At 64.7% G+C, this 19,622-nt stretch carries 11 protein-coding genes; 8 read left to right on the plus strand and 3 right to left on the minus strand.

Translation table 11 applies throughout. The features are described from left to right. Positions 1 to 109 precede the first annotated feature (109 nt). Positions 110 to 4,390: a DNA-directed RNA polymerase subunit beta' gene (gene rpoC / locus WCL10_RS00955; protein ID WP_336893737.1), complete on the minus strand. Its 4,281-nt coding sequence runs from the start codon at positions 4,388 to 4,390 to the stop codon at positions 110 to 112. A 119-nt stretch (positions 4,391 to 4,509) separates the two neighbouring features. Next, complete coding sequence (gene rpoB, locus WCL10_RS00960; protein ID WP_336893738.1) at positions 4,510 to 8,682, minus strand: DNA-directed RNA polymerase subunit beta; 4,173 nt, start codon at positions 8,680 to 8,682, stop codon at positions 4,510 to 4,512. 611 nt (positions 8,683 to 9,293) lie between these two features. On the opposite strand from rpoB, the gene rplJ reads away from it, so the two are divergent. Together rplJ and rplL are read left to right on the plus strand one after the other, a co-directional pair. Continuing rightward, entirely contained in the window at positions 9,294 to 9,809 is a 516-nt protein-coding gene (rplJ, locus tag WCL10_RS00965; protein ID WP_336893739.1) for a 50S ribosomal protein L10, read from the plus strand. Positions 9,810 to 9,881: 72 nt separating this feature from the next. Next, entirely contained in the window at positions 9,882 to 10,259 is a 378-nt protein-coding gene (gene rplL, locus WCL10_RS00970) for a 50S ribosomal protein L7/L12 (RefSeq protein WP_336893740.1), read from the plus strand. Positions 10,260 to 10,342: 83 nt separating this feature from the next. On the opposite strand, the gene WCL10_RS00975 is transcribed toward rplL, so the two are convergent. Then, positions 10,343 to 11,581, minus strand: a complete 1,239-nt coding sequence (locus WCL10_RS00975) for an MFS transporter (protein WP_336893741.1) — start codon at positions 11,579 to 11,581, stop codon at positions 10,343 to 10,345. Positions 11,582 to 11,677: 96 nt separating this feature from the next. On the opposite strand from WCL10_RS00975, the gene WCL10_RS00980 reads away from it, so the two are divergent. The 6 genes from WCL10_RS00980 (at position 11,678) to WCL10_RS01005 (ending at position 19,618) form a co-directional block, all read left to right on the plus strand. Then, complete coding sequence (locus WCL10_RS00980) at positions 11,678 to 13,054, plus strand: MATE family efflux transporter (RefSeq protein WP_336893742.1); 1,377 nt, start codon at positions 11,678 to 11,680, stop codon at positions 13,052 to 13,054. Positions 13,055 to 13,170: 116 nt separating this feature from the next. After that, positions 13,171 to 13,458 (plus strand): co-chaperone GroES, encoded by a 288-nt coding sequence (gene groES / locus WCL10_RS00985; RefSeq protein ID WP_292942532.1) that lies wholly within the window; start codon positions 13,171 to 13,173, stop codon positions 13,456 to 13,458. Between the two features lie 46 nt (positions 13,459 to 13,504). Further along, positions 13,505 to 15,151, plus strand: coding sequence for a chaperonin GroEL (groL, locus tag WCL10_RS00990; RefSeq protein WP_336893743.1), 1,647 nt, complete (start codon positions 13,505 to 13,507; stop codon positions 15,149 to 15,151). A gap of 463 nt (positions 15,152 to 15,614) precedes the next feature. Further along, positions 15,615 to 16,802: a serine hydrolase gene (locus tag WCL10_RS00995; RefSeq protein WP_336893744.1), complete on the plus strand. Its 1,188-nt coding sequence runs from the start codon at positions 15,615 to 15,617 to the stop codon at positions 16,800 to 16,802. A 223-nt stretch (positions 16,803 to 17,025) separates the two neighbouring features. Next, a complete protein-coding gene (locus WCL10_RS01000; RefSeq protein ID WP_336893745.1) occupies positions 17,026 to 18,690 on the plus strand; it encodes a M28 family peptidase in 1,665 nt (554 codons plus the stop codon). Between the two features lie 121 nt (positions 18,691 to 18,811). Continuing rightward, positions 18,812 to 19,618, plus strand: coding sequence for a ferredoxin--NADP reductase (locus WCL10_RS01005; RefSeq protein ID WP_336893746.1), 807 nt, complete (start codon positions 18,812 to 18,814; stop codon positions 19,616 to 19,618). The last annotated feature ends 4 nt before the right edge of the window (positions 19,619 to 19,622 follow it).

The following is a 19,622-nucleotide window of genomic DNA, read 5'->3' on the forward strand; positions in this document are numbered from 1 at the left end:
CAGCCCTGAGAAATTTACGTAGCCCCCCGAGGACAAACCAAAAACCCCGCCGGCTCACGCCGACGGGGTTTCAGGTTCATGGACGGACGCGGGTTGCCCCGCGAGGCGCTCAGGCCTCGTCGCCCTCGATCAGGTAATCACCGGCATCGGCGTCGAGACCATGGGTCTCGCCCTCGACCGCCGCCAGCGGATCATCGCCGATCGCGGCTTCCGGGCCCTGCGCCAGCTCGGCAGCATGCTCTTCGGCCGCCGAGGCGGGGGCGATGAGCACTTCCTGGAGCTTGCGATAGGACGCGCGCAGCGCCGCGTCGCGGCTGGTGGCCGCAACGCGCAGACGGTTCATGCCCGCGCCCGTGCCCGCCGGGATCAGGCGACCGACGATGACGTTCTCCTTGAGACCGATCAGCGAATCGCGCTTGCCCTCGACAGCCGCCTGCGTGAGCACGCGGGTGGTTTCCTGGAACGACGCGGCGGAGATGAACGAACGCGTCTGGAGCGAAGCCTTGGTGATGCCGAGCAGCACCGGCTTGCCTTCGGCCGGGCGCATGCCCGGCGCGAGACGCGCGTTGTATTCGTTCATCTCCTCAAGGTCGATCTGCTCGCCCGGCAGCAGCGTTGTATCGCCGCCATCGGTGATCTCGACCTTCTGCAGCATCTGGCGAACGATCACCTCGATGTGCTTGTCGTTGATCTTCACGCCCTGCAAGCGGTAGACTTCCTGGATTTCCGCGACGAGGTACTCGGCCAGGGCTTCAACACCCATGACCTCAAGGATGTCGTGCGGGTTGGGCGAACCGCTGATGAGGTTGTCGCCCTTCTTGACCCAGTCGCCTTCCTGCACGTCGATCACCTTCGACTTGGGGATCAGGTACTCGACCGGATCGCCTTCCTCGGGGATGATCGCGATCTTGCGCTTGGCCTTGTAATCGCGAACGAATTCGATGCGGCCCGAGATCTTCGCGATGATCGCGTTGTCCTTCGGGATGCGCGCCTCGAACAGTTCGGCCACCCGCGGCAGACCGCCGGTGATGTCGCGGGTCTTGGCGGCTTCGCGGCTGGCACGCGCGAGCACGTCACCGGCCTGCACCGTCTGCCCGTCCTCGACCGACAGCGTGGTGCCCGGCGCCATGAGATAGCGCGCGGTCTCGCCCGAGTTCTCGTCGAGCAGGGTCAGGCGCGGACGCAGGTCTTCCTTCTTGGCGCGCCCACCGGCCCGGTTCTCGGTCACGACGCGCTGGGCAATGCCGGTGGCGTCGTCGACCAGTTCGGTCAGGGTACGGCCGTCGACGAGGTCCTGATAACGCACCACACCCGGCTTGTCGGTGATCACCGGAAGGGTGAACGGATCCCATTCAGCCAGGCGTTCGCCCTGCTTGATGGTGGCGCCGTTCTCGTGGATCAGGTGCGTACCGTAAGGCACGCGGTGCATCGCGCGCTCGCGGCCCTCGGTGTCCATCACCACGATCTCGCCGTTGCGGGCAAGGCTGAGGCGGCGGCCACGCGAGTCCGTGATCGTCGGGATGTCGCGGTAGATCACGGTACCGTCGCACAGCGACTCAAGGTTCGACTGCTCGTTGACCTGCGCCGCGCCGCCGATGTGGAACGTACGCATGGTGAGCTGCGTGCCCGGCTCGCCGATCGACTGCGCCGCGATCACGCCGACCGCTTCGCCGATGTTGACCGGGGTGCCGCGCGCAAGGTCGCGGCCATAGCATGTGCCGCAGACGCCGACTTGCGCCGCGCAGACCAGCGGCGAGCGGATGCGCGCCGACTGCGAGCCCGCCGCCTCGATCTTCGCGATCGCGGCTTCGTCGAGCAGGGTGCCCTTGGGCATGAGCACTGCGCCGGTCTTGGCCTCGATCATGTCCTCGGCCAGCGTGCGGCCGAGGATGCGCTCGCCGAGCGAGGCGATCGTCGAACCGCCCTGCACGATCGCGCGCATTTCGAGCGCCCGCTCGGTGCCGCAATCGTCGATGGTGACGACGCAGTCCTGCGAGACATCGACGAGACGACGCGTGAGGTAACCCGAGTTCGCGGTCTTCAATGCGGTATCCGCGAGACCCTTGCGGGCGCCGTGGGTCGAGTTGAAGTACTCAAGGACGGTCAGGCCTTCCTTGAAGTTCGAGATGATCGGGGTCTCGATGATCTCGCCCGACGGCTTGGCCATGAGGCCGCGCATACCGGCAAGCTGCTTCATCTGCGTCGGAGAACCGCGCGCGCCCGAGTGGCTCATCATGTAGATCGAGTTGACCTGAGCCTCGCGGCCCTGATCATCGAGCGGCGTCGCCTTGATCTCTTCCATCATGGCCGCCGCCACCTGATCGCCGCAGCGGCTCCACGCGTCGATCACCTTGTTGTACTTTTCCTGCTGGGTGATCAGGCCGTCCTGGTACTGCTGCTCGTAGTCGGCCACCAGTTCCTTGGTCTCGCCAACCAGCGCGTCCTTGCTGTCGGGGATGATCATGTCGTCCTTGCCGAACGAGATGCCCGCCTTGAACGCGTTGCGGAAGCCGAGGCTCATGATCGCGTCGGCGAAGAGCACCGTGTCCTTCTGGCCAGTGTGGCGATAGACCTGATCGATGACGTCGGCGATTTCCTTCTTGGTGAGCAGGCGGTTGACCAGCTCGAAGGGAACCGTGCTGCTCTTGGGCAGGCACTCGCCGATGAGCATGCGGCCCGGCGTCGTCTCGTAGCGCTTGAGGTAGGTCTTGCCCTGCTCGTCGGTCTGGGGAACGCGCGCGACGATCTTCGAGTGCATCGTCACGGCACCAGCGAACAGCGCCTGATGCACTTCGGCCATGTCGGCCATCATCATGCCTTCGCCCGGTTCGCCCTGACGGTCCATCGACAGGTAATAGAGACCCAGCACCATGTCCTGCGAAGGCACGATGATCGGCTTGCCGTTGGCGGGCGAAAGGATGTTGTTGGTCGACATCATCAGCACGCGTGCTTCGAGCTGGGCTTCCAGCGAAAGCGGCACGTGGACGGCCATCTGGTCACCGTCGAAGTCGGCGTTGAAGGCCGAACAGACAAGCGGGTGCAGCTGGATCGCCTTGCCCTCGATCAGCACGGGCTCGAATGCCTGGATGCCGAGGCGGTGAAGCGTCGGCGCGCGGTTGAGCATGACCGGGTGCTCGCGGATCACTTCATCCAGGATGTCCCAGACTTCCTTGCGTTCCTTCTCGACCCACTTCTTGGCCTGCTTGAGGGTCATCGAGAGACCCTTGGCATCGAGGCGGGCATAGATGAACGGCTTGAACAGCTCGAGCGCCATCTTCTTGGGCAGGCCGCACTGGTGCAGTTTGAGTTCCGGACCGGTCACGATCACCGAACGACCCGAATAATCGACGCGCTTGCCGAGCAGGTTCTGGCGGAAGCGGCCCTGCTTGCCCTTGAGCATGTCGGAGAGCGACTTCAGCGGACGCTTGTTGGCGCCCGTGATGATGCGGCCGCGGCGGCCGTTGTCGAACAGCGCGTCAACGGCCTCCTGCAGCATGCGCTTTTCGTTGCGGACGATGATGTCCGGCGCGCGCAGTTCGATCAGGCGCTTGAGGCGGTTGTTGCGGTTGATGACGCGGCGATAGAGATCGTTGAGATCCGAGGTCGCGAAACGGCCACCATCGAGCGGCACCAGCGGGCGCAGTTCGGGCGGAATGACCGGGATCACGTCAAGGATCATCCACTCGGGGCGGTTGCCCGAATCGATGAACGATTCGACGACCTTGAGGCGCTTGATGATCTTCTTGGGCTTCAGCTCGCTCTTGGTGGTGGCGAGCTCCTCCATCAGGTCCTTGCGTTCCTGCTCGAGGTCGAGGTCCATCAGCATCTGCTTGACCGCCTCGGCGCCGATCCCGGCCGAGAATGCGTCCTCGCCGTACTCGTCCTGCGCGTCGAGCAGTTCGTCCTCGGTCAGCAGCTGGTAGCGCTCGAGCGGGGTGATGCCCGGCTCGATCACGACATAGCTCTCGAAGTAGAGGATGCGCTCAAGCTGCTTGAGCTGCATGTCGAGCAGCAGGCCGATGCGCGAAGGCAGCGACTTCAGGAACCAGATGTGCGCGACGGGCGCCGCCAGTTCGATGTGGCCCATGCGCTCGCGGCGCACCTTGGTGACGGTGACTTCGACGCCGCACTTTTCGCAGACGACGCCCTTGTACTTCATGCGCTTGTACTTGCCGCACAGGCACTCGTAGTCCTTCACCGGGCCGAAGATGCGCGCGCAGAACAGGCCGTCACGCTCTGGCTTGAACGTGCGGTAGTTGATCGTCTCCGGCTTCTTGATCTCGCCGAAGGACCAGCTGCGGATGCGCTCGGGGCTCGCCAGACCGATCTGGATCTGGTCGAAGGTCTCGGGCTTGGCGATCTGGTTGGTGAACTTGGTCAGGTCGTTCATGATCTTCTTCCTTTATCCCCCTTCCGCGTGGCGGTCAGGGTTAGGGGTGGGTTAGCTGGGCGGCGCCGCGAAGGCCCGCCCCCGACCCCTCCCGCAAGCGGGAGGGGAGAAGCGAGGCGTTACTCCGCCGCGATCGCCACGCCGTCTTCGTCGACATCGAGCGACGAAAGTTCGACGTTGAGACCGAGCGAGCGCATTTCCTTGACGAGCACGTTGAAGCTCTCAGGGATACCGGCCTCGAAGGTATCGTCACCCTTGACGATCGCTTCGTAGACCTTGGTGCGGCCGACCACGTCGTCGGACTTCACCGTGAGCATTTCCTGCAAGGTATAGGCCGCACCGTAAGCCTGCAGCGCCCAGACCTCCATTTCGCCGAAGCGCTGGCCGCCGAACTGCGCCTTGCCGCCCAGTGGCTGCTGGGTGACGAGGCTGTAGGGCCCGATCGAACGCGCGTGGATCTTGTCGTCCACGAGGTGGTGCAGCTTCAGCATGTAGATGATGCCCACGGTCACCTTGCGGTCGAACGCCTCACCCGTGCGCCCGTCGTAGAGCGTGGACTGGCCCGAGGTATCGAGCCCGGCCTTGGTCAGCATCGCCGAGACGTCCGCCTCGCGCGCACCGTCGAACACCGGAGTGCCCATCGGCACGCCAGCGGTCAGGTTGCCCGCCAGTTCAAGGATCTCGTCGGTCGAGCGGCTGTTGATATCGGCGTGATAGTTCTCGCCATAGATATCGTTCAGCTTCTCGATCAGCGCGGTCGGCGGGGCACCCGCTTCCGGGTTCGGATTGGCGTGGCGCCATTCCTCCAGCTCGTGCTTGATCTGCTGGCCGAGGCCGCGTGCGGCCCAGCCGAGGTGCGTCTCGAAGATCTGCCCGACGTTCATGCGGCTCGGCACGCCCAGCGGGTTGAGCACGATATCAACGTGCGTCCCGTCGGCGAGGAACGGCATGTCCTCGATCGGCAGGATGCGGCTGATGACGCCCTTGTTGCCGTGACGGCCGGCCATCTTGTCGCCCGGCTGCAGCTTGCGCTTCACCGCCACGAAGACCTTGACCATCTTGAGCACGCCCGGAGCCAGCTCGTCGCCGCGCTCCAGCTTCTCCTTGCGATCCTCGAACTTCTCCTGGATCGCCTTGACGGTCTCGTCGTACTGCGCCTTCACCGCCTCGAGCTGCGCCTGGCGCGCATCGTCGGCGACCGCAAACTTCCACCATTCGTGGCGCTCGACATCGGCGAGCACCTGCTCGTCGATTTCGGTGCCCTTCTTGATGCCCTTCGGCGCGGCGCTGGCGGTCTGGCCGAGCAGCATGTCGCGCAGGCGGTTGAAGGTCGCACGGTTCAGAATGCCGCGCTCGTCTTCACGGTCCTTGGCGAGGCGTTCGATTTCCTCGTTCTGGATCGCCCGGGTACGGTCGTCGATCTCGATACCGTGGCGGTTGAACACGCGCACTTCGACGATCGTGCCCGAAACGCCCGGCGGCAGACGCAGCGAGGTGTCGCGCACGTCGCTGGCCTTTTCGCCGAAGATCGCGCGCAGCAGCTTTTCTTCCGGCGTCATCGGGCTTTCGCCCTTCGGCGTGATCTTGCCGACGAGAATGTCACCAGGGTGCACTTCAGCGCCGATGTAGACAATGCCTGCCTCGTCGAGGTTGCGCAGCGCTTCCTCGCCGACGTTCGGGATGTCGCGCGTGATATCCTCGGGCCCGAGCTTGGTGTCGCGGGCCATGACCTCGAATTCCTCGATGTGGATCGAGGTGAACACGTCGTCCTTCACGATGCGTTCGGAGATCAGGATCGAGTCCTCGTAGTTGTAGCCGTTCCACGGCATGAACGCGACGAGGGTGTTGCGACCGAGCGCCAGCTCGCCGAGATCGGTCGAGGGACCGTCGGCGAGAATGTCGCCCTTCTCGACCAGATCGCCCACCTTCACCAGCGGACGCTGGTTGATGCAGGTGTTCTGGTTCGAACGCTGGAACTTCTGCAGCGTGTAGATGTCCACGCCCGAACGGCCCGGCTCGATATCACCCGAAGCGCGGATCACGATGCGGGTCGCGTCGACCTGATCGACCACGCCCGAACGCAGCGCGCCGATCGCCGCGCCCGAATCGCGCGCGACGGTCTCTTCCATGCCGGTGCCCACGAAAGGCGCGTCAGCCTTGACCAGCGGCACCGCCTGGCGCTGCATGTTCGAGCCCATCAGCGCGCGGTTGGCGTCGTCGTTTTCCAGGAACGGAATGAGCGAGGCGGCGACCGAAACCAGCTGCTTGGGGCTGACGTCCATCAGCGTCACGTTTTCACGCGGGCTCATCACGAATTCGCCGTTCTGGCGGGCCGAAACGAGCTCTTCCGCGAACGAACCGTCGCCGGTCAGTTCGGCCGAGGCCTGCGCCACGGTGTGCTTCTGCTCTTCCATTGCCGAAAGGTAGACGACGTCGCCGGTCACCTTCTGGTCGATCACCTTGCGGTACGGCGTTTCAATGAAGCCGTACTTGTTGACGCGCGCGAACGTGCTCAGCGAGTTGATCAGACCGATGTTCGGGCCTTCCGGCGTTTCAATCGGGCAGATGCGGCCATAGTGCGTCGGGTGCACGTCGCGCACTTCGAAACCGGCGCGCTCGCGAGTCAGACCACCCGGCCCGAGCGCCGAAACGCGGCGCTTGTGCGTCACTTCGGAGAGCGGGTTGGTCTGGTCCATGAACTGCGAGAGCTGCGAGGAACCGAAGAACTCGCGCACCGCGGCCACGGCGGGCTTCGCGTTGATCAGGTCGTTCGGCATCACGGTCGAGACGTCGACCGAGCTCATGCGCTCCTTCACCGCGCGTTCCATGCGCAGCAGGCCGACGCGGTACTGGTTCTCAAGCAGCTCGCCCACCGAACGCACGCGGCGGTTGCCGAGGTTGTCGATGTCGTCGACTTCGCCCTTGCCGTCCTTGAGGTTCACCAGTTCCTTGACCACGGCGAGGATATCCTCGGTGCGCAGCGTGGTGATGGTATCAGGGCAATCGAGGCTGAGGCGCATGTTGAGCTTCACGCGTCCCACTGCCGAAAGGTCGTAGCGGTCCGGATCGAAGAACAGGCCGTCGAACAGAGCCTCGGCGGTTTCGCGCGTCGGCGGCTCGCCGGGACGCATGACGCGGTAGATGTCCGAAAGCGCCTGGTCGCGGTCCTCGGCCTTGTCGGCTTTCATCGTGTTGCGGATCCAGGGACCCGTGTTCATGTGGTCGATGTCGAGCAGCTCGAGCACGTCCACCCCGGCCTTGTCGAGCACTTCGAGGTTCTCGGGGCTGACTTCGTCGCCCGCCTCGATCCAGATGCGGCCCGTGCTCTCGTCGATGAGATCCTTGGCTGCATAGCGGCCGAAGATCTCGTCGGTCGGGATCAGCAGGTTCTGCAGGCCGTCCTTGGCCGCCTTGTTGGCAGCACGCGGGCTGATCTTGGTACCGGCGGGGAACACGACTTCACCCGAAGCAGCATCGACGATGTCGAACGCAGGCTTCGCACCGCGCCACTGGTCGAGCACGAAGGGCACCTTCCAGCCGCCCTCGGCACGCGCCCACACGACCTTGTCGTAGAAGAAGTCGAGGATCTGCTCGCCATTAAGGCCGAGCGCATAAAGCAGCGCCGTGACCGGCAGCTTGCGCTTGCGGTCGATGCGGACGTTGACGATGTCCTTGGCGTCGAACTCGAAATCGAGCCACGAGCCGCGATAGGGAATGACGCGCGCGGCAAACAAGTACTTGCCCGAGGAGTGCGTCTTGCCGCGGTCATGGTCGAACAGGACGCCCGGCGAACGGTGCATCTGGCTGACGATGACGCGCTCGGTCCCGTTGATGATGAAGGTGCCGTTGTCGGTCATGAGCGGGATGTCGCCCATGTAGACGTCCTGCTCCTTGATATCGATGAGGCTTTTGGTCTCGGTCTCGCTGTCGACCTCGAAGGTCGCGAGCTTGAGCGTGACCTTCATCGGCGCAGCGTAGGTGATCCCGCGCTGTCGGCACTCGTTGACGTCGTACTTCGGCGCCTCGAGCACATAGCCGTCGCGCTCCTTGATATCGAGGCTGGCGGTGCCGGCGAAATCCTGGATCGGGAAGACCGAGCGCAGCGTCTTTTCGAGGCCCGAGACATAGCCGGTGGCGGGATCGGAGCGGAGGAACTGCTCATATGATTCGCGCTGCACCTCGATCAGGTTCGGCATCTGCACCACTTCGTGGATGTCGCCGAAAATCTTGCGGATGCGCTTCTTCAGACCGGCGCGTGCCGGCTTGCCCGAGGGAGTTGCCTTGGTAGCCATGAAAGGTCAGCCTCTTGTCTGTAACTCATGCCGGGCAGGAAACCCGGCGAAAACCACACGCGGCGTGTGGTGCCTGAAGGCGCAAAACGCCGAACGCCACCCAGGGATTCCAGCTGGATTCCCGGTGGCAATTGGCATCATCGCGTCAGACGAAACCCGAAACCGCTTCCTTCCTGAGCCATCCCCCGCGTATGGGCTGGCCTTGCTCGAAGCAGTGGGCAAGAGCGGCGAGTTAGGCGCAGAGGGGTGGCTTGTCAACCAGCGCCACCCTTCGGTACCGCCTCGCGCCCCGCTTTGCTTGACTCTTTACCGCACTTGCGCCAATGCGCCGGCCGACCAGACGGGCTTCGGCCCCAAAGGTCATCCGTCCGAGACAGCTGGAGCAGGCTTCCTGCTTAATTTCCAGCCTAGACGGGGAAAAGAGATTTCGGGCGCTCCGGCGCCCTTGGCCTGATGGTCCGCACTCATGTGGAACACCATGGCCCGACGCGCTGATCGGCGCGTTCTCCTTCCCCATTGTACGGACTCGCCCGTGGTGCACCTGCGCCATGGACAAACGTAGCCGGTCGTCGGGGGCATGCCCCCTTCGGCCACATGTGAAGGAGTATGGCATGGATCGTTCGCAGAAAGCCGAATCGGTCGCCTTCCTGACCGAGGTGTTCAACGAGGCCGGCGCGGTGGTCATCACCCGCAACCTCGGCATGACGGTGGCTCAGTCCACCGCCCTGCGCATCAAGGTCCGCGAGGCGGGCGCTTCGTTCAAGGTTGCGAAGAACTCTCTGGCCAAGATTGCCGCCAAGGGCACCGCGTATGAGGGCGTGATCGACCTCTTCACCGGCCCCACCGGCATTGCCGCCTCGGCGGATCCGGTCGCGGCCGCCAAGGTCGTGGTCGATTTCGCCAAGACCAACGACAAGCTTGAAATTGTCGGTGGTGCAATGGGCACGGTCGTTCTCAACGCCGACGGGATCAAGGCACTCGCCACGATGCCCTCGCTCGACGAGATGCGCGCCAAGCTCATCGGCCTTGTCCAGGCCCCGGCGACCAAGATCGCCCAGCTCACGACCGCTCCGGCGGCCAAGCTGGCCCGCGTCTTTGCCGCCTACGCCGAGAAGGACGCCGCATAAGCGGCGGCAATCTTCGGACTGTTTTTCTGATCATTCGCCCATCCGGGCAAACCACATTGAGGAGTTATCATCATGGCCGATATCGCCAATCTCGTTGCCGAACTTTCGAAGCTGACCGTTCTCGAAGCCGCTGACCTCGCCAAGGCCCTCGAAGAAGCATGGGGCGTGAGCGCCGCTGCTGCTGTGGCCGTTGCTGCGCCCGCCGGTGGCGGCGAAGCTGCTGCCGCGGTCGAAGAGAAGACCGAATTCGACGTCATCCTGACCGGCGACGGCGGCAAGAAGATCCAGGTCATCAAGGAAGTGCGCGCCATCACCGCGCTCGGCCTGACCGAAGCCAAGGCGCTCGTCGAAGCCGCCCCGAAGGCGATCAAGGAAGGTGTCACCAAGGCCGAAGCCGAAGACATCAAGGCCAAGGTCGAAGCCGCCGGCGGCACCGTCGAGATCAAGTAAGATCTTGCAGTTTCGCGGGTGTCTTGAAGCGCCCGCGGTACGGAAGGGGCAGGCCGCAAGGCCTGCCCTTTTTGTTTGGTTCCTCAGGCCCAGTCGATCTGACGCACCGGAGGCAGCGCGAACTGGAACAGCAGCGCGCCTGCCGCACTCACCCCGGCCACGAACACGAACGCGCCGACATAGGAGCCGGTCGCATCGACGATGGCACCGGTCACGATCGGCCCGACAATGCCTGAAATGCTGGCTATGCCGGTCTGCCAGCCGATCCAGCTTCCGGCCAGCCGCGGCCCGGCATATATCTGCCCCAGCGCAAAGACCATGGTGGGGCCAATGCCCATCGCGGTACCTGTCAGCAAGAGCCAGCCCAGCACCGCGACAGGGGAAGCCGCAAAGGCGATGCCCAGCACGCCGATGGCCATGCCGATCTGCCCGAGGATCGCGAACCGGCGACGCACCGTGCCCTCTTCGTGCCCGCGCCGGATGACGTAATCCGAAAGCTGGCCGCAGCCCAGCGACGAGAGGGCCTGAACCACGTAGGTCGCGGTGGCGAAGGCGGCCATTGTCGAGATCGAAAAGCCACGGCTGGTGGTGAGATAGAGCGGCAGCCAAACGATGACAAAGAAAGCGCAGAAGTTCGCCGTCGCGTTGCAAAGCCCCATCAGCCAGAGCGCCTTCTGCGAAAGCAGCAAGCGATAGGGCACCGGCGAACCGGCCTGCTCCGGAGCGCTGCTGCGGGGCAGCGCGCGCACCGCCGCGAACCACGGTACGAGCCACAGCAGCGTGCATGCACCGAACACGATGAAGACCGCCCGCCAACCCCAACCACCGAGAATCGCACCGCCGGCCAGCGTGCCGACCGCCGGGCCCAGTGCGATGCCCGCCGCCAGGACGGCATTGGCAAGGCCGCGCCGCTCGGGCGGAACATGGCGGGCGATCATCTTGGAGCTTCCCGAAAACCCGCAGCTCTCGCCCAGGCCCAGCATCATGCGCAGCACAATGAGGCCGGCGAGGCCACCGGCAAGGCCGGTCAGCAAGGTGCTGAGCGCCCATACCGCGACGCCCGCGGCGAAGAGGCGGTAGACCGATATCCGGTCCGCCAACCAGCCGACGAAAGGCTGTGCCGGGCCATAAGTCCAGAAGAACGCCGACACCGCAATACCGAACTGCGTGCCGGAGAGGTGGAGGTCGGTCTTCATCAGCGGCGCGGCAACGCCGATGGCGCCGCGATCAACGAAGTTCAGGAGCACCGCAAGGCCCAGCAGCGCCACCAGCACCACAACCACGCCATCACCAGCGCGCTCCTGAACTGCCGATGCTGTCATTGCTGCCCCTCTACCCGATCAGGGCCTGAGCGTAAGGGGGCACCTGCCAACCGACAACACTTGTTCTTTGCGCGTCACCACGCCTATGGCCCGACCATGTTCGAAAGCCCTCCCACCCGCTGGATCGACGAATGGCGCGCCATGCTGCGCCTCGCCGCGCCGCTGGTGGGCGCGAGCCTGCTGCAGATGGCGGTATTCGCGGTCGACGTCATTTTCGTCGCGCGGCTCGGCCCGGCTGCGCTCGCTGCGTCCGCGTTGGCGGTCTCGATCTTCGGCCTGCTCATCTGGAGCCTTTCGGGGCTTGTCGGCGCGGCCTCTCCGCTGATCGCCGCCGAAATCGGCGCGCGCCGCCATGCCGTGCGCGAGGTGCGCCGCACCGTGCGGATGACCGGCTGGGCGGGCGTGATCGCGGGCGTGGGCGCGATGGGCGTCTGTCTGCTGGGCGGCCCGATGATGCGCGCGACGGGGCAGAGCGAGCAGGTCATCGCACTGGCGGTGCCGTTCCTCAATGTGCTGATGTGGGCGTCCATTCCCGCCGTGCTCGCCTCGCTGCTGCGTACCGTCGTCTCGACGCTGGGCCGGCCCTATATCGGCACGGCGATCAATGGCCTTGCGGTCGGCGTCAACGCGCTGGGCAATTACACCTTCGTCTTCGGCAAATTCGGCGCCCCGGCCCTCGGCCTCACCGGCTCGGCGCTGTCGAGCGTGGTCACCAGCGTGTTCATGCTTGGGGCCTACTGCCTCGTCATCCGCACCGACCGTCGCCTCAGACGCTACCGCTTCGCCGGGCGCTGGTGGCGGCCCGATTGGACGCGCTTCGTAGACGTGCTGCGCATCGGCCTGCCCATCACCGCGACGATCATTGCCGAAGCCGGCATGTTCAATGGCGCGGCCTTCCTCATGGGCCGGATCGGCGAGGTCGAGCTGGCCGCGCACACCGTCGCGCTGCAGTTTGCCGCCTTCACCTTCCAGGTCCCCTTCGGTGTGTCCCAAGCCGCCACCATCCGCGTCGGCCTCGCCTACGGCGCGCGCGACAACGCCGCGATCACCCGCTCGGGGCAAGTCGCCGTGGTCCTGTGCGTCGGCTTCATGGCCGCAATGGCAGCGCTGATGCTGTTCTTCCCCAACCTCATCCTCGCCGCCTATGTCGACCCGGCAGACCCCGCCAACGCGCGCCTCGTGTCGCTTGCCACACAGTACATGGTCGTAGCCGCCGCGTTCCAGATCTTCGACGGCGCGCAGGCAGTCGGCGCGGCGTTGCTGCGCGGGCTGCAGGACACCCGCGTTCCCATGGGCATCGCGCTGTTCGGCTACTGGATACCCGGCATCGGGACCGCGCTTTATCTCGGCATTGCCACCCCGCTGCAGGGGCTCGGCGTATGGATCGGCCTGGCCGTCGGGCTCATCGTGGTCGCCGCCCTCCTCCTCTGGCGCTGGCACGGGCGGGCCCGCCTGGGACTTCTCCCCCCCTGATTTTTCTTGGCGCGGGTGGTTGACCTGCCCCCGCTGCCCACCCATATGCGCCCTGCTGGCACTCTCCACCTGAGAGTGCCAAGCGATATTCTGTTCATAGGATTAGGGAGAAACCCATGACTTTCCGTCCGCTGCACGACCGCGTGCTCGTGCGCCGCGTCGAAGCCGAGGAAAAGACCGCCGGCGGCATCATCATCCCCGACAGCGCCAAGGAAAAGCCCGCTGAAGGCGAAATCGTCGCCATCGGTTCGGGCGCCCGCGCCGAAAACGGCACGATCACCCCGCTCGACGTCAAGGTCGGTGACCGCGTCCTGTTCGGCAAGTGGTCGGGCACCGAAGTCAAGGTCGGCGGCGAAGACCTGCTGATCATGAAGGAATCGGACATCCTCGGCGTGATCGGCTGATCACCCGGCCTTCTGAACCAACTCTTTCAAACACAAGGAAATCATCATGGCTGCCAAGGACGTAAAGTTCGGCCGCGACGCGCGCGAACGCATTCTGCGCGGTGTCGACATCCTCGCTGACGCCGTCAAGGTCACGCTGGGCCCCAAGGGCCGCAACGTCGTGATCGACAAGAGCTTCGGCGCTCCCCGCATCACCAAGGACGGCGTCACCGTCGCCAAGGAAATCGAGCTCAAGGACAAGTTCGAGAACATGGGCGCGCAGATGCTGCGCGAAGTCGCCTCGAAGACCAACGACCAGGCCGGTGACGGCACAACCACCGCCACCGTGCTGGCGCAGGCCATCGTGCGCGAAGGCATGACCTGCGTGGCCGCCGGCATGAACCCGATGGACCTCAAGCGCGGCATCGATCTGGCCGTGACCAAGGTTGTCGCCGATCTCGCTGCCCGCTCGACCCCGGTCGCCGGGACGGCGGAAATCGCGCAGGTCGGCATCATCTCGGCCAATGGCGACGCCGAAGTCGGCAACAAGATCGCCGAAGCCATGGACAAGGTCGGCAAGGAAGGCGTGATCACCGTGGAAGAGGCCAAGGGCCTCGAATTCGAACTCGATGTCGTCGAAGGCATGCAGTTCGACCGCGGCTACCTCTCGCCTTACTTCATCACCAATCCCGACAAGATGACAGTCGAGCTCGACAGCCCCTACATCCTCATCCACGAGAAGAAGCTCTCGTCGCTTCAGGCGATGCTTCCGGTGCTCGAGGCCGTGGTGCAGACGGGTCGTCCGCTCCTCATCATCGCCGAGGACATCGAAGGCGAAGCGCTCGCCACCCTCGTCGTCAACAAGCTGCGCGGCGGCCTCAAGGTCGCGGCCGTCAAGGCTCCGGGCTTCGGCGATCGCCGCAAGGCCATGCTGGGCGATATCGCCACGCTGACCGCCGGTGAAATGATCTCCGAAGACCTCGGCATCAAACTCGAGAGCGTCACGCTCCCGATGCTCGGCCAGGCCAAGAAGGTCACGATCGACAAGGACAACACCACGATCGTCGATGGCGCCGGCGCTGCCGAAGACATCAAGGCACGCGTCGAACAGATCCGCGCGCAGATCGAAGTCACCACCAGCGACTATGACCGCGAGAAGCTCCAGGAGCGCCTCGCCAAGCTCGCCGGCGGTGTGGCCGTGATCAAGGTCGGTGGCGCGTCGGAAGTCGAAGTCAAGGAGCGCAAGGACCGCGTCGACGACGCCCTCCACGCGACCCGCGCGGCGGTTGAAGAAGGCATCGTCCCCGGCGGCGGCACGGCCCTCCTCTACGCAACCAAGGCCCTTGCCGGCCTCAAGGGCGCGAACGACGACCAGACCAAGGGCATCGACATCGTCCGCAAGGCCATCATGGCCCCGGTTCGCCAGATCGCCTCGAACGCCGGCCACGATGGCGCGGTCGTTTCGGGCAACCTCCTGCGCGAAGGTGACGAGACCCAGGGCTTCAACGCCGCGACCGACACCTACGAGAACCTGAAGGCCGCCGGCGTCATCGACCCCACCAAGGTCGTGCGCACCGCCCTCCAGGACGCAGCCTCGGTTGCCGGCCTCCTGATCACGACCGAAGCCGCGATCAGCGAAAAGCCCGACGACAAGCCCGCCATGGGCGGCATGCCCGGCGGCGGCATGGGCGGCATGGGCGGCATGGACTTCTAAGTCCGACGCCTACCAAGCCGACAGGAATCGGGGCCGGAGGGGAAACCTTCCGGCCCTTTTTCTGTGCCTGCGTGCTGAGTTGTGGGAATCAGAAGGAGATAAGATGCGAGGGCCATCGCCCTCGCGCTCCTTGGGGCTTTGGGTTTACATAGAGGCTCCGTGCTACCCCGAACCCGCGCAGAAGCATCCGAAGTTGCCCGCCGGAGGCGATGATTTTCCTACACGCCCTTGATCTGTCATAAGCCGGATGGGCTGCAACTCCGGGTGCTTTCGCATGGTGGGTGCTTGTGGAATTTGCGCAAGGCGAGGGTGTCCGCTGTCACCCTTGCGCGTATTATGTTTGAATATCCGATATTTGGTTCCATTCTTGAGGGTTACACGGTGTAACCCTGTGTCACCCTGAGCGGCTGGACAGCACGGCCTGCGTCGCTACCTTCCCCGCCAAGGCACAAGGAGCAGCGGAATGCGCAAGCGAACGGTGGGATTGTTGGCAGTGGCAGTGACGGCGCTCGCGGGCCTTGGCTGGTTTGCCAGTCTCGATGCTGAAACGCGCGGGCTGCTGGCGGCCCTTCCGACCAATCGCGATGTCCTGATGTGGACCGTCCCGCAGCGCGATGCGGCGTTTCGGGCCATGGACCGTTTGCCCGTTCTGGCCGAAGCGCGGGAGATTGCGCCATCTGACAAGCCCCTGCCGCGGCCGGCGGGGCGGCCGCTCACCATACCGGGCGTCGAGGCCTATATGAAAAGCCAGCGCGCGGCAGGGCTGGTGATCTTGCAGGACGGGAAAGTGCGGTTCGAACGCTATGGTCTCGGCTTCGGGCCCACAGGGCGCTGGACCAGTTTCTCGGTGGCGAAGTCGTTCACCTCGACGCTTGTCGGCGCGGCGATCAAGGACGGCTACATCCGCAGTCTGGATGACAAGGTCAGCCAATACATCCCGGACTTGCGCGGCTCGGCCTACGATGATGTGAGTGTGGCGCAGCTGCTCACCATGAGCTCGGGCGTACGCTGGAACGAGGATTACGAGGACCCGAAGTCCGACGTCGCGTCGTTCAACAATGCCGAACCCGAAAAGGGTATGGACGCCACGGTGAGCTACATGAGGAAGCTGCCTCGCGCGTATCCGCCGGGCACGGTTTGGCATTACAACACGGGCGAGACCAATCTGATCGGTGTGCTCGTCTCCTCCGCAACGAAGAAGCCGATGGCGCAATATCTGGAAGAGAAGATCTGGAAGCCAGCGGGCATGGAGGCCAGGGCGACCTGGCTGCTCGGCAAGACCGGCCATGAGATCGCCGGTTGCTGCCTTCAGGCCGCGACGCGCGATTTCGCGCGCATGGGCCTCTTCGTGCTGGCGAACGGGAACGCGGGCGGTCAGCAGATCGTGCCGCCGGATTGGTTCGCCGCCGCCACGCGCAAGCAGAAGGATATCGGCGCGCCAGGCACAGGCTATGGCTATCAGTGGTGGACCTATGACGACGGCTCGGTCGCGGCGCAGGGCATTTTCGGGCAGGGCATCTTCATCGATCCCAAGCGCCGGCTGGTGATCGCCAGCAATGCCGACTGGCCCCGCGCCGACGAGGGGCCGGAAGGTGCGGCACGCGAGGCCTTCTACCGGCAGGTGCAGGGGCTGATCGACGCGGGGCAGTGACGTCGAACTTGTCCTGCAAGCGGACATCCGGAGTGAATCGGCGACAGGCCAGGCCAACCCCACGCGCCTGCCAGTCTTTCGCCGCGAAACCGGGCCTCGAGGTTTTCGCTCAGAACTGTGTCAACTGTGTCAACCTGACCTGGATTCGACGCGAATCCCCCAAGGGCCAGTAGACAAGCCGGTCCGCACGGCACTACGCGGTTTTTTCTGTCGGGTGGGGGGAATGAAAATGCGCAAAGCGGCATGGGGCGCTGCACTCGGGATATTGGCGTGGTCAGGTGCGGCGCATGCCGAAAGCGCGAAGCCGGTGCCCGTACCCGCCGCGCAGATGCCCGGCTTTGACCGCATCCGCGAGGCGGACCTGCGTGCTGACCTGACCTTTATCGCCTCCGATGCACTGCTTGGCCGCATGTCGCTCCAGCCGGGCGACGATGCCGCGGTCCAGTGGATCGCCGCCGAATTCGCCAAGGCCGGTCTCCAACCCGCCGCCACCGACGCCAAAGGCGCGCCAAGCTTCCTGCAGAGTGTGCCGTTGATCGAATACCGCTCCAACCCGGCCGCCAATGCGCTCACCCTGCGGCTCGGCAACACCGAGCAGAGCTGGAAAGCGCCCGAGCTGATCGGCGGCTACCGCGACGATGTGGACCTTTCCGCGCCGCTCGTTTTCGCCGGCTTTGGCATCAGCGCGCCGGGCGTGGGCTATGATGATTACAAGGACCTCGACGTGCGCGGCAAGGTCGTCCTGGTGTTCGAGCACGAACCGCAGGAGAACGACCCCACCTCGCGCTTCAACGGCACCGGCAATACGCGCCACGCCACAAACCGCGTCAAGGCGCTCAATGCGCAGGCACGCGGCGCCGTGGCGCTGCTGGTCATGGCTGAGCCAAACCGCAAGCACCCCTCGAACCTTGAGCGCGTCAACCGCATCGGCGGCAGCGCCAAGCGAGTACCGCCGCTACCCGGGCAAGCGCTGCCCGACGACGAACTGCACATTCCGGTGCTCACTGTCTCCGATGCTGTCGCCGCCGCGCTGCTGGCCAAGGCGGGCATGAACCCGCAGGCACTGCAGGCAGCGATCGACCAGAATCTGGCGCCGCAATCGCGCGCGCTGCCCGAGACGACCGTCGCGCTGCACCTTGAAAACACCCAGCGCCTGCGGGGGCTTTCCGCCAATGTCGTCGGTCTGCTGCCGGGCTCGGATCCCACGCTTGCCGCCGAGACGGTGATCATCAGTGCCCACCACGACCATGATGGAAGCAACGGTCCCGAGATCTGGCACGGCGCTGACGACAATGGTTCAGGCACTGTGGGCGTCGTAGCGCTTGCCCGCGCCTTCATGGCGAACCCGGTCAAGCCCAAGCGCTCGATCCTGTTCGCCGTCTTTGCCGCGGAAGAGCGCGGGCTGCTCGGCAGCTATTACCTAGCCATGCACCCGCTGCGCCCTCTGGCAACCACGCGCGCGATGATTAATTTCGACATGATCGGGCGCAACGAGGAACCGAGCGACCAGACTACCGGCCTGCTCGAGATCCCCAAGGATACGACCAACAGGCTCAACCTGATCGGTGCAACCTACAGCCCGGACTTCGACCGCGCGGTGCGCGCCGCAAACCGCAGTGTCGGGCTCGACCTTGACGATCGTTTCGACCGCGAGAACGCGCTCAACGTTTTCTTCCGCAGTGACCAGTTCCCCTTTGTACTCAAGGACGTACCGGCCATGTGGTTCAACACCGGTTTTCACCCGGACTACCACCACACCAGTGATACGGCCGACAGGATCAACTACCCGAAGATGACCAAGATCGTGAAGCTGGCCTATCTTTCAGCGTGGCGCTTTGCCACCGAGACCGTCCCGCCGGCCTTCGTGTCCGATCCTGCCGGACGGTGATCTCCTTCCGCCTCGCACCAGCCCTTTCGGGGATAGTGTGAATTGAAATTGACAGTCTTGGTGTAAAAACGGATTGTCATCCACCCCTGCGGCGCCGCTGCTTGCAATGGAGGGCCACTGCATGCCCGACCGGTTTCCCCTTGAACCCACCGCCAGCCTGACCGTCGAGACGGTCGTCTCGGTGCGTCATTGGAACGAGTTCCTGTTCTCCTTCACGATCACCCGGCCGCCGAGCTTTCGCTTCCGTTCGGGCGAGTTCGTGATGATCGGTTTGATGGGCGACAATGGCCGGCCGCTGCTGCGCGCCTATTCGATGGCGTCCCCCGCCTATGACGAGGTGCTGGAGTTCCTCTCGATCAAGGTTCCGGATGGGCCGCTCACCTCTCGCCTCCAGAAGATTCAGCCGGGCGATCACATCTACCTCGGTCGCAAGCCGACCGGTACACTCGTTGCCGATGCGCTGCTGCCGGGGCGCCGCCTGTTTCTCCTGGGTACGGGCACGGGCCTTGCGCCTTGGATGTCGCTGATCCGCGATCCCGATATCTACGACCGCTTCGAGCAGATCGCGGTGGTCCATTCGGTCCGCGGTGTTTCAGACCTTGCCTATCGCGACGCGCTCGAGGCCCGGCTGGCCGATGATCCGCTGGTGGGCGAGATGGCCGCGGAACGGCTGACCTATATCCCGACAGTGACGCGCGAGCCCTTTCACACCAGCAAGCGGATCGAGGGCCTCATGCTCGACGGGACGCTGTTTCAGGGCGCGTTGGGCGATCCGAAGAACTTCGACCACACCCACGACCGTGTCATGCTCTGCGGTTCGATGACGATGATCAAGGAAGTGGCCGGCATGCTGGAAGGCTTCGGCTTCACCGAGGGCGCCAATTCGCACCCCGGCGAATATGTCATCGAGCGCGCCTTCGTCGGCTGAGCGG

It is taken from the genome of Novosphingobium sp. (genome assembly GCF_037133355.1).
Classification (GTDB): domain Bacteria; phylum Pseudomonadota; class Alphaproteobacteria; order Sphingomonadales; family Sphingomonadaceae; genus Novosphingobium.

Bases quoted from the DNA above. Each gene is read 5' to 3' on its own strand.
- rpoC (WP_336893737.1), bottom strand. From the start codon at position 4,390: ATGAACGACCTGACCAAGTTCACCAACCAGATCGCCAAGCCCGAGACC.
- rpoB (WP_336893738.1), bottom strand. From the start codon at position 8,682: ATGGCTACCAAGGCAACTCCCTCGGGCAAGCCGGCACGCGCCGGTCTG.
- rplJ (WP_336893739.1), top strand. From the start codon at position 9,294: ATGGATCGTTCGCAGAAAGCCGAATCGGTCGCCTTCCTGACCGAGGTG.
- rplL (WP_336893740.1), top strand. From the start codon at position 9,882: ATGGCCGATATCGCCAATCTCGTTGCCGAACTTTCGAAGCTGACCGTT.
- WCL10_RS00975 (WP_336893741.1), bottom strand. From the start codon at position 11,581: ATGACAGCATCGGCAGTTCAGGAGCGCGCTGGTGATGGCGTGGTTGTG.
- WCL10_RS00980 (WP_336893742.1), top strand. From the start codon at position 11,678: ATGTTCGAAAGCCCTCCCACCCGCTGGATCGACGAATGGCGCGCCATG.
- groES (WP_292942532.1), top strand. From the start codon at position 13,171: ATGACTTTCCGTCCGCTGCACGACCGCGTGCTCGTGCGCCGCGTCGAA.
- groL (WP_336893743.1), top strand. From the start codon at position 13,505: ATGGCTGCCAAGGACGTAAAGTTCGGCCGCGACGCGCGCGAACGCATT.
- WCL10_RS00995 (WP_336893744.1), top strand. From the start codon at position 15,615: ATGCGCAAGCGAACGGTGGGATTGTTGGCAGTGGCAGTGACGGCGCTC.
- WCL10_RS01000 (WP_336893745.1), top strand. From the start codon at position 17,026: ATGAAAATGCGCAAAGCGGCATGGGGCGCTGCACTCGGGATATTGGCG.
- WCL10_RS01005 (WP_336893746.1), top strand. From the start codon at position 18,812: ATGCCCGACCGGTTTCCCCTTGAACCCACCGCCAGCCTGACCGTCGAG.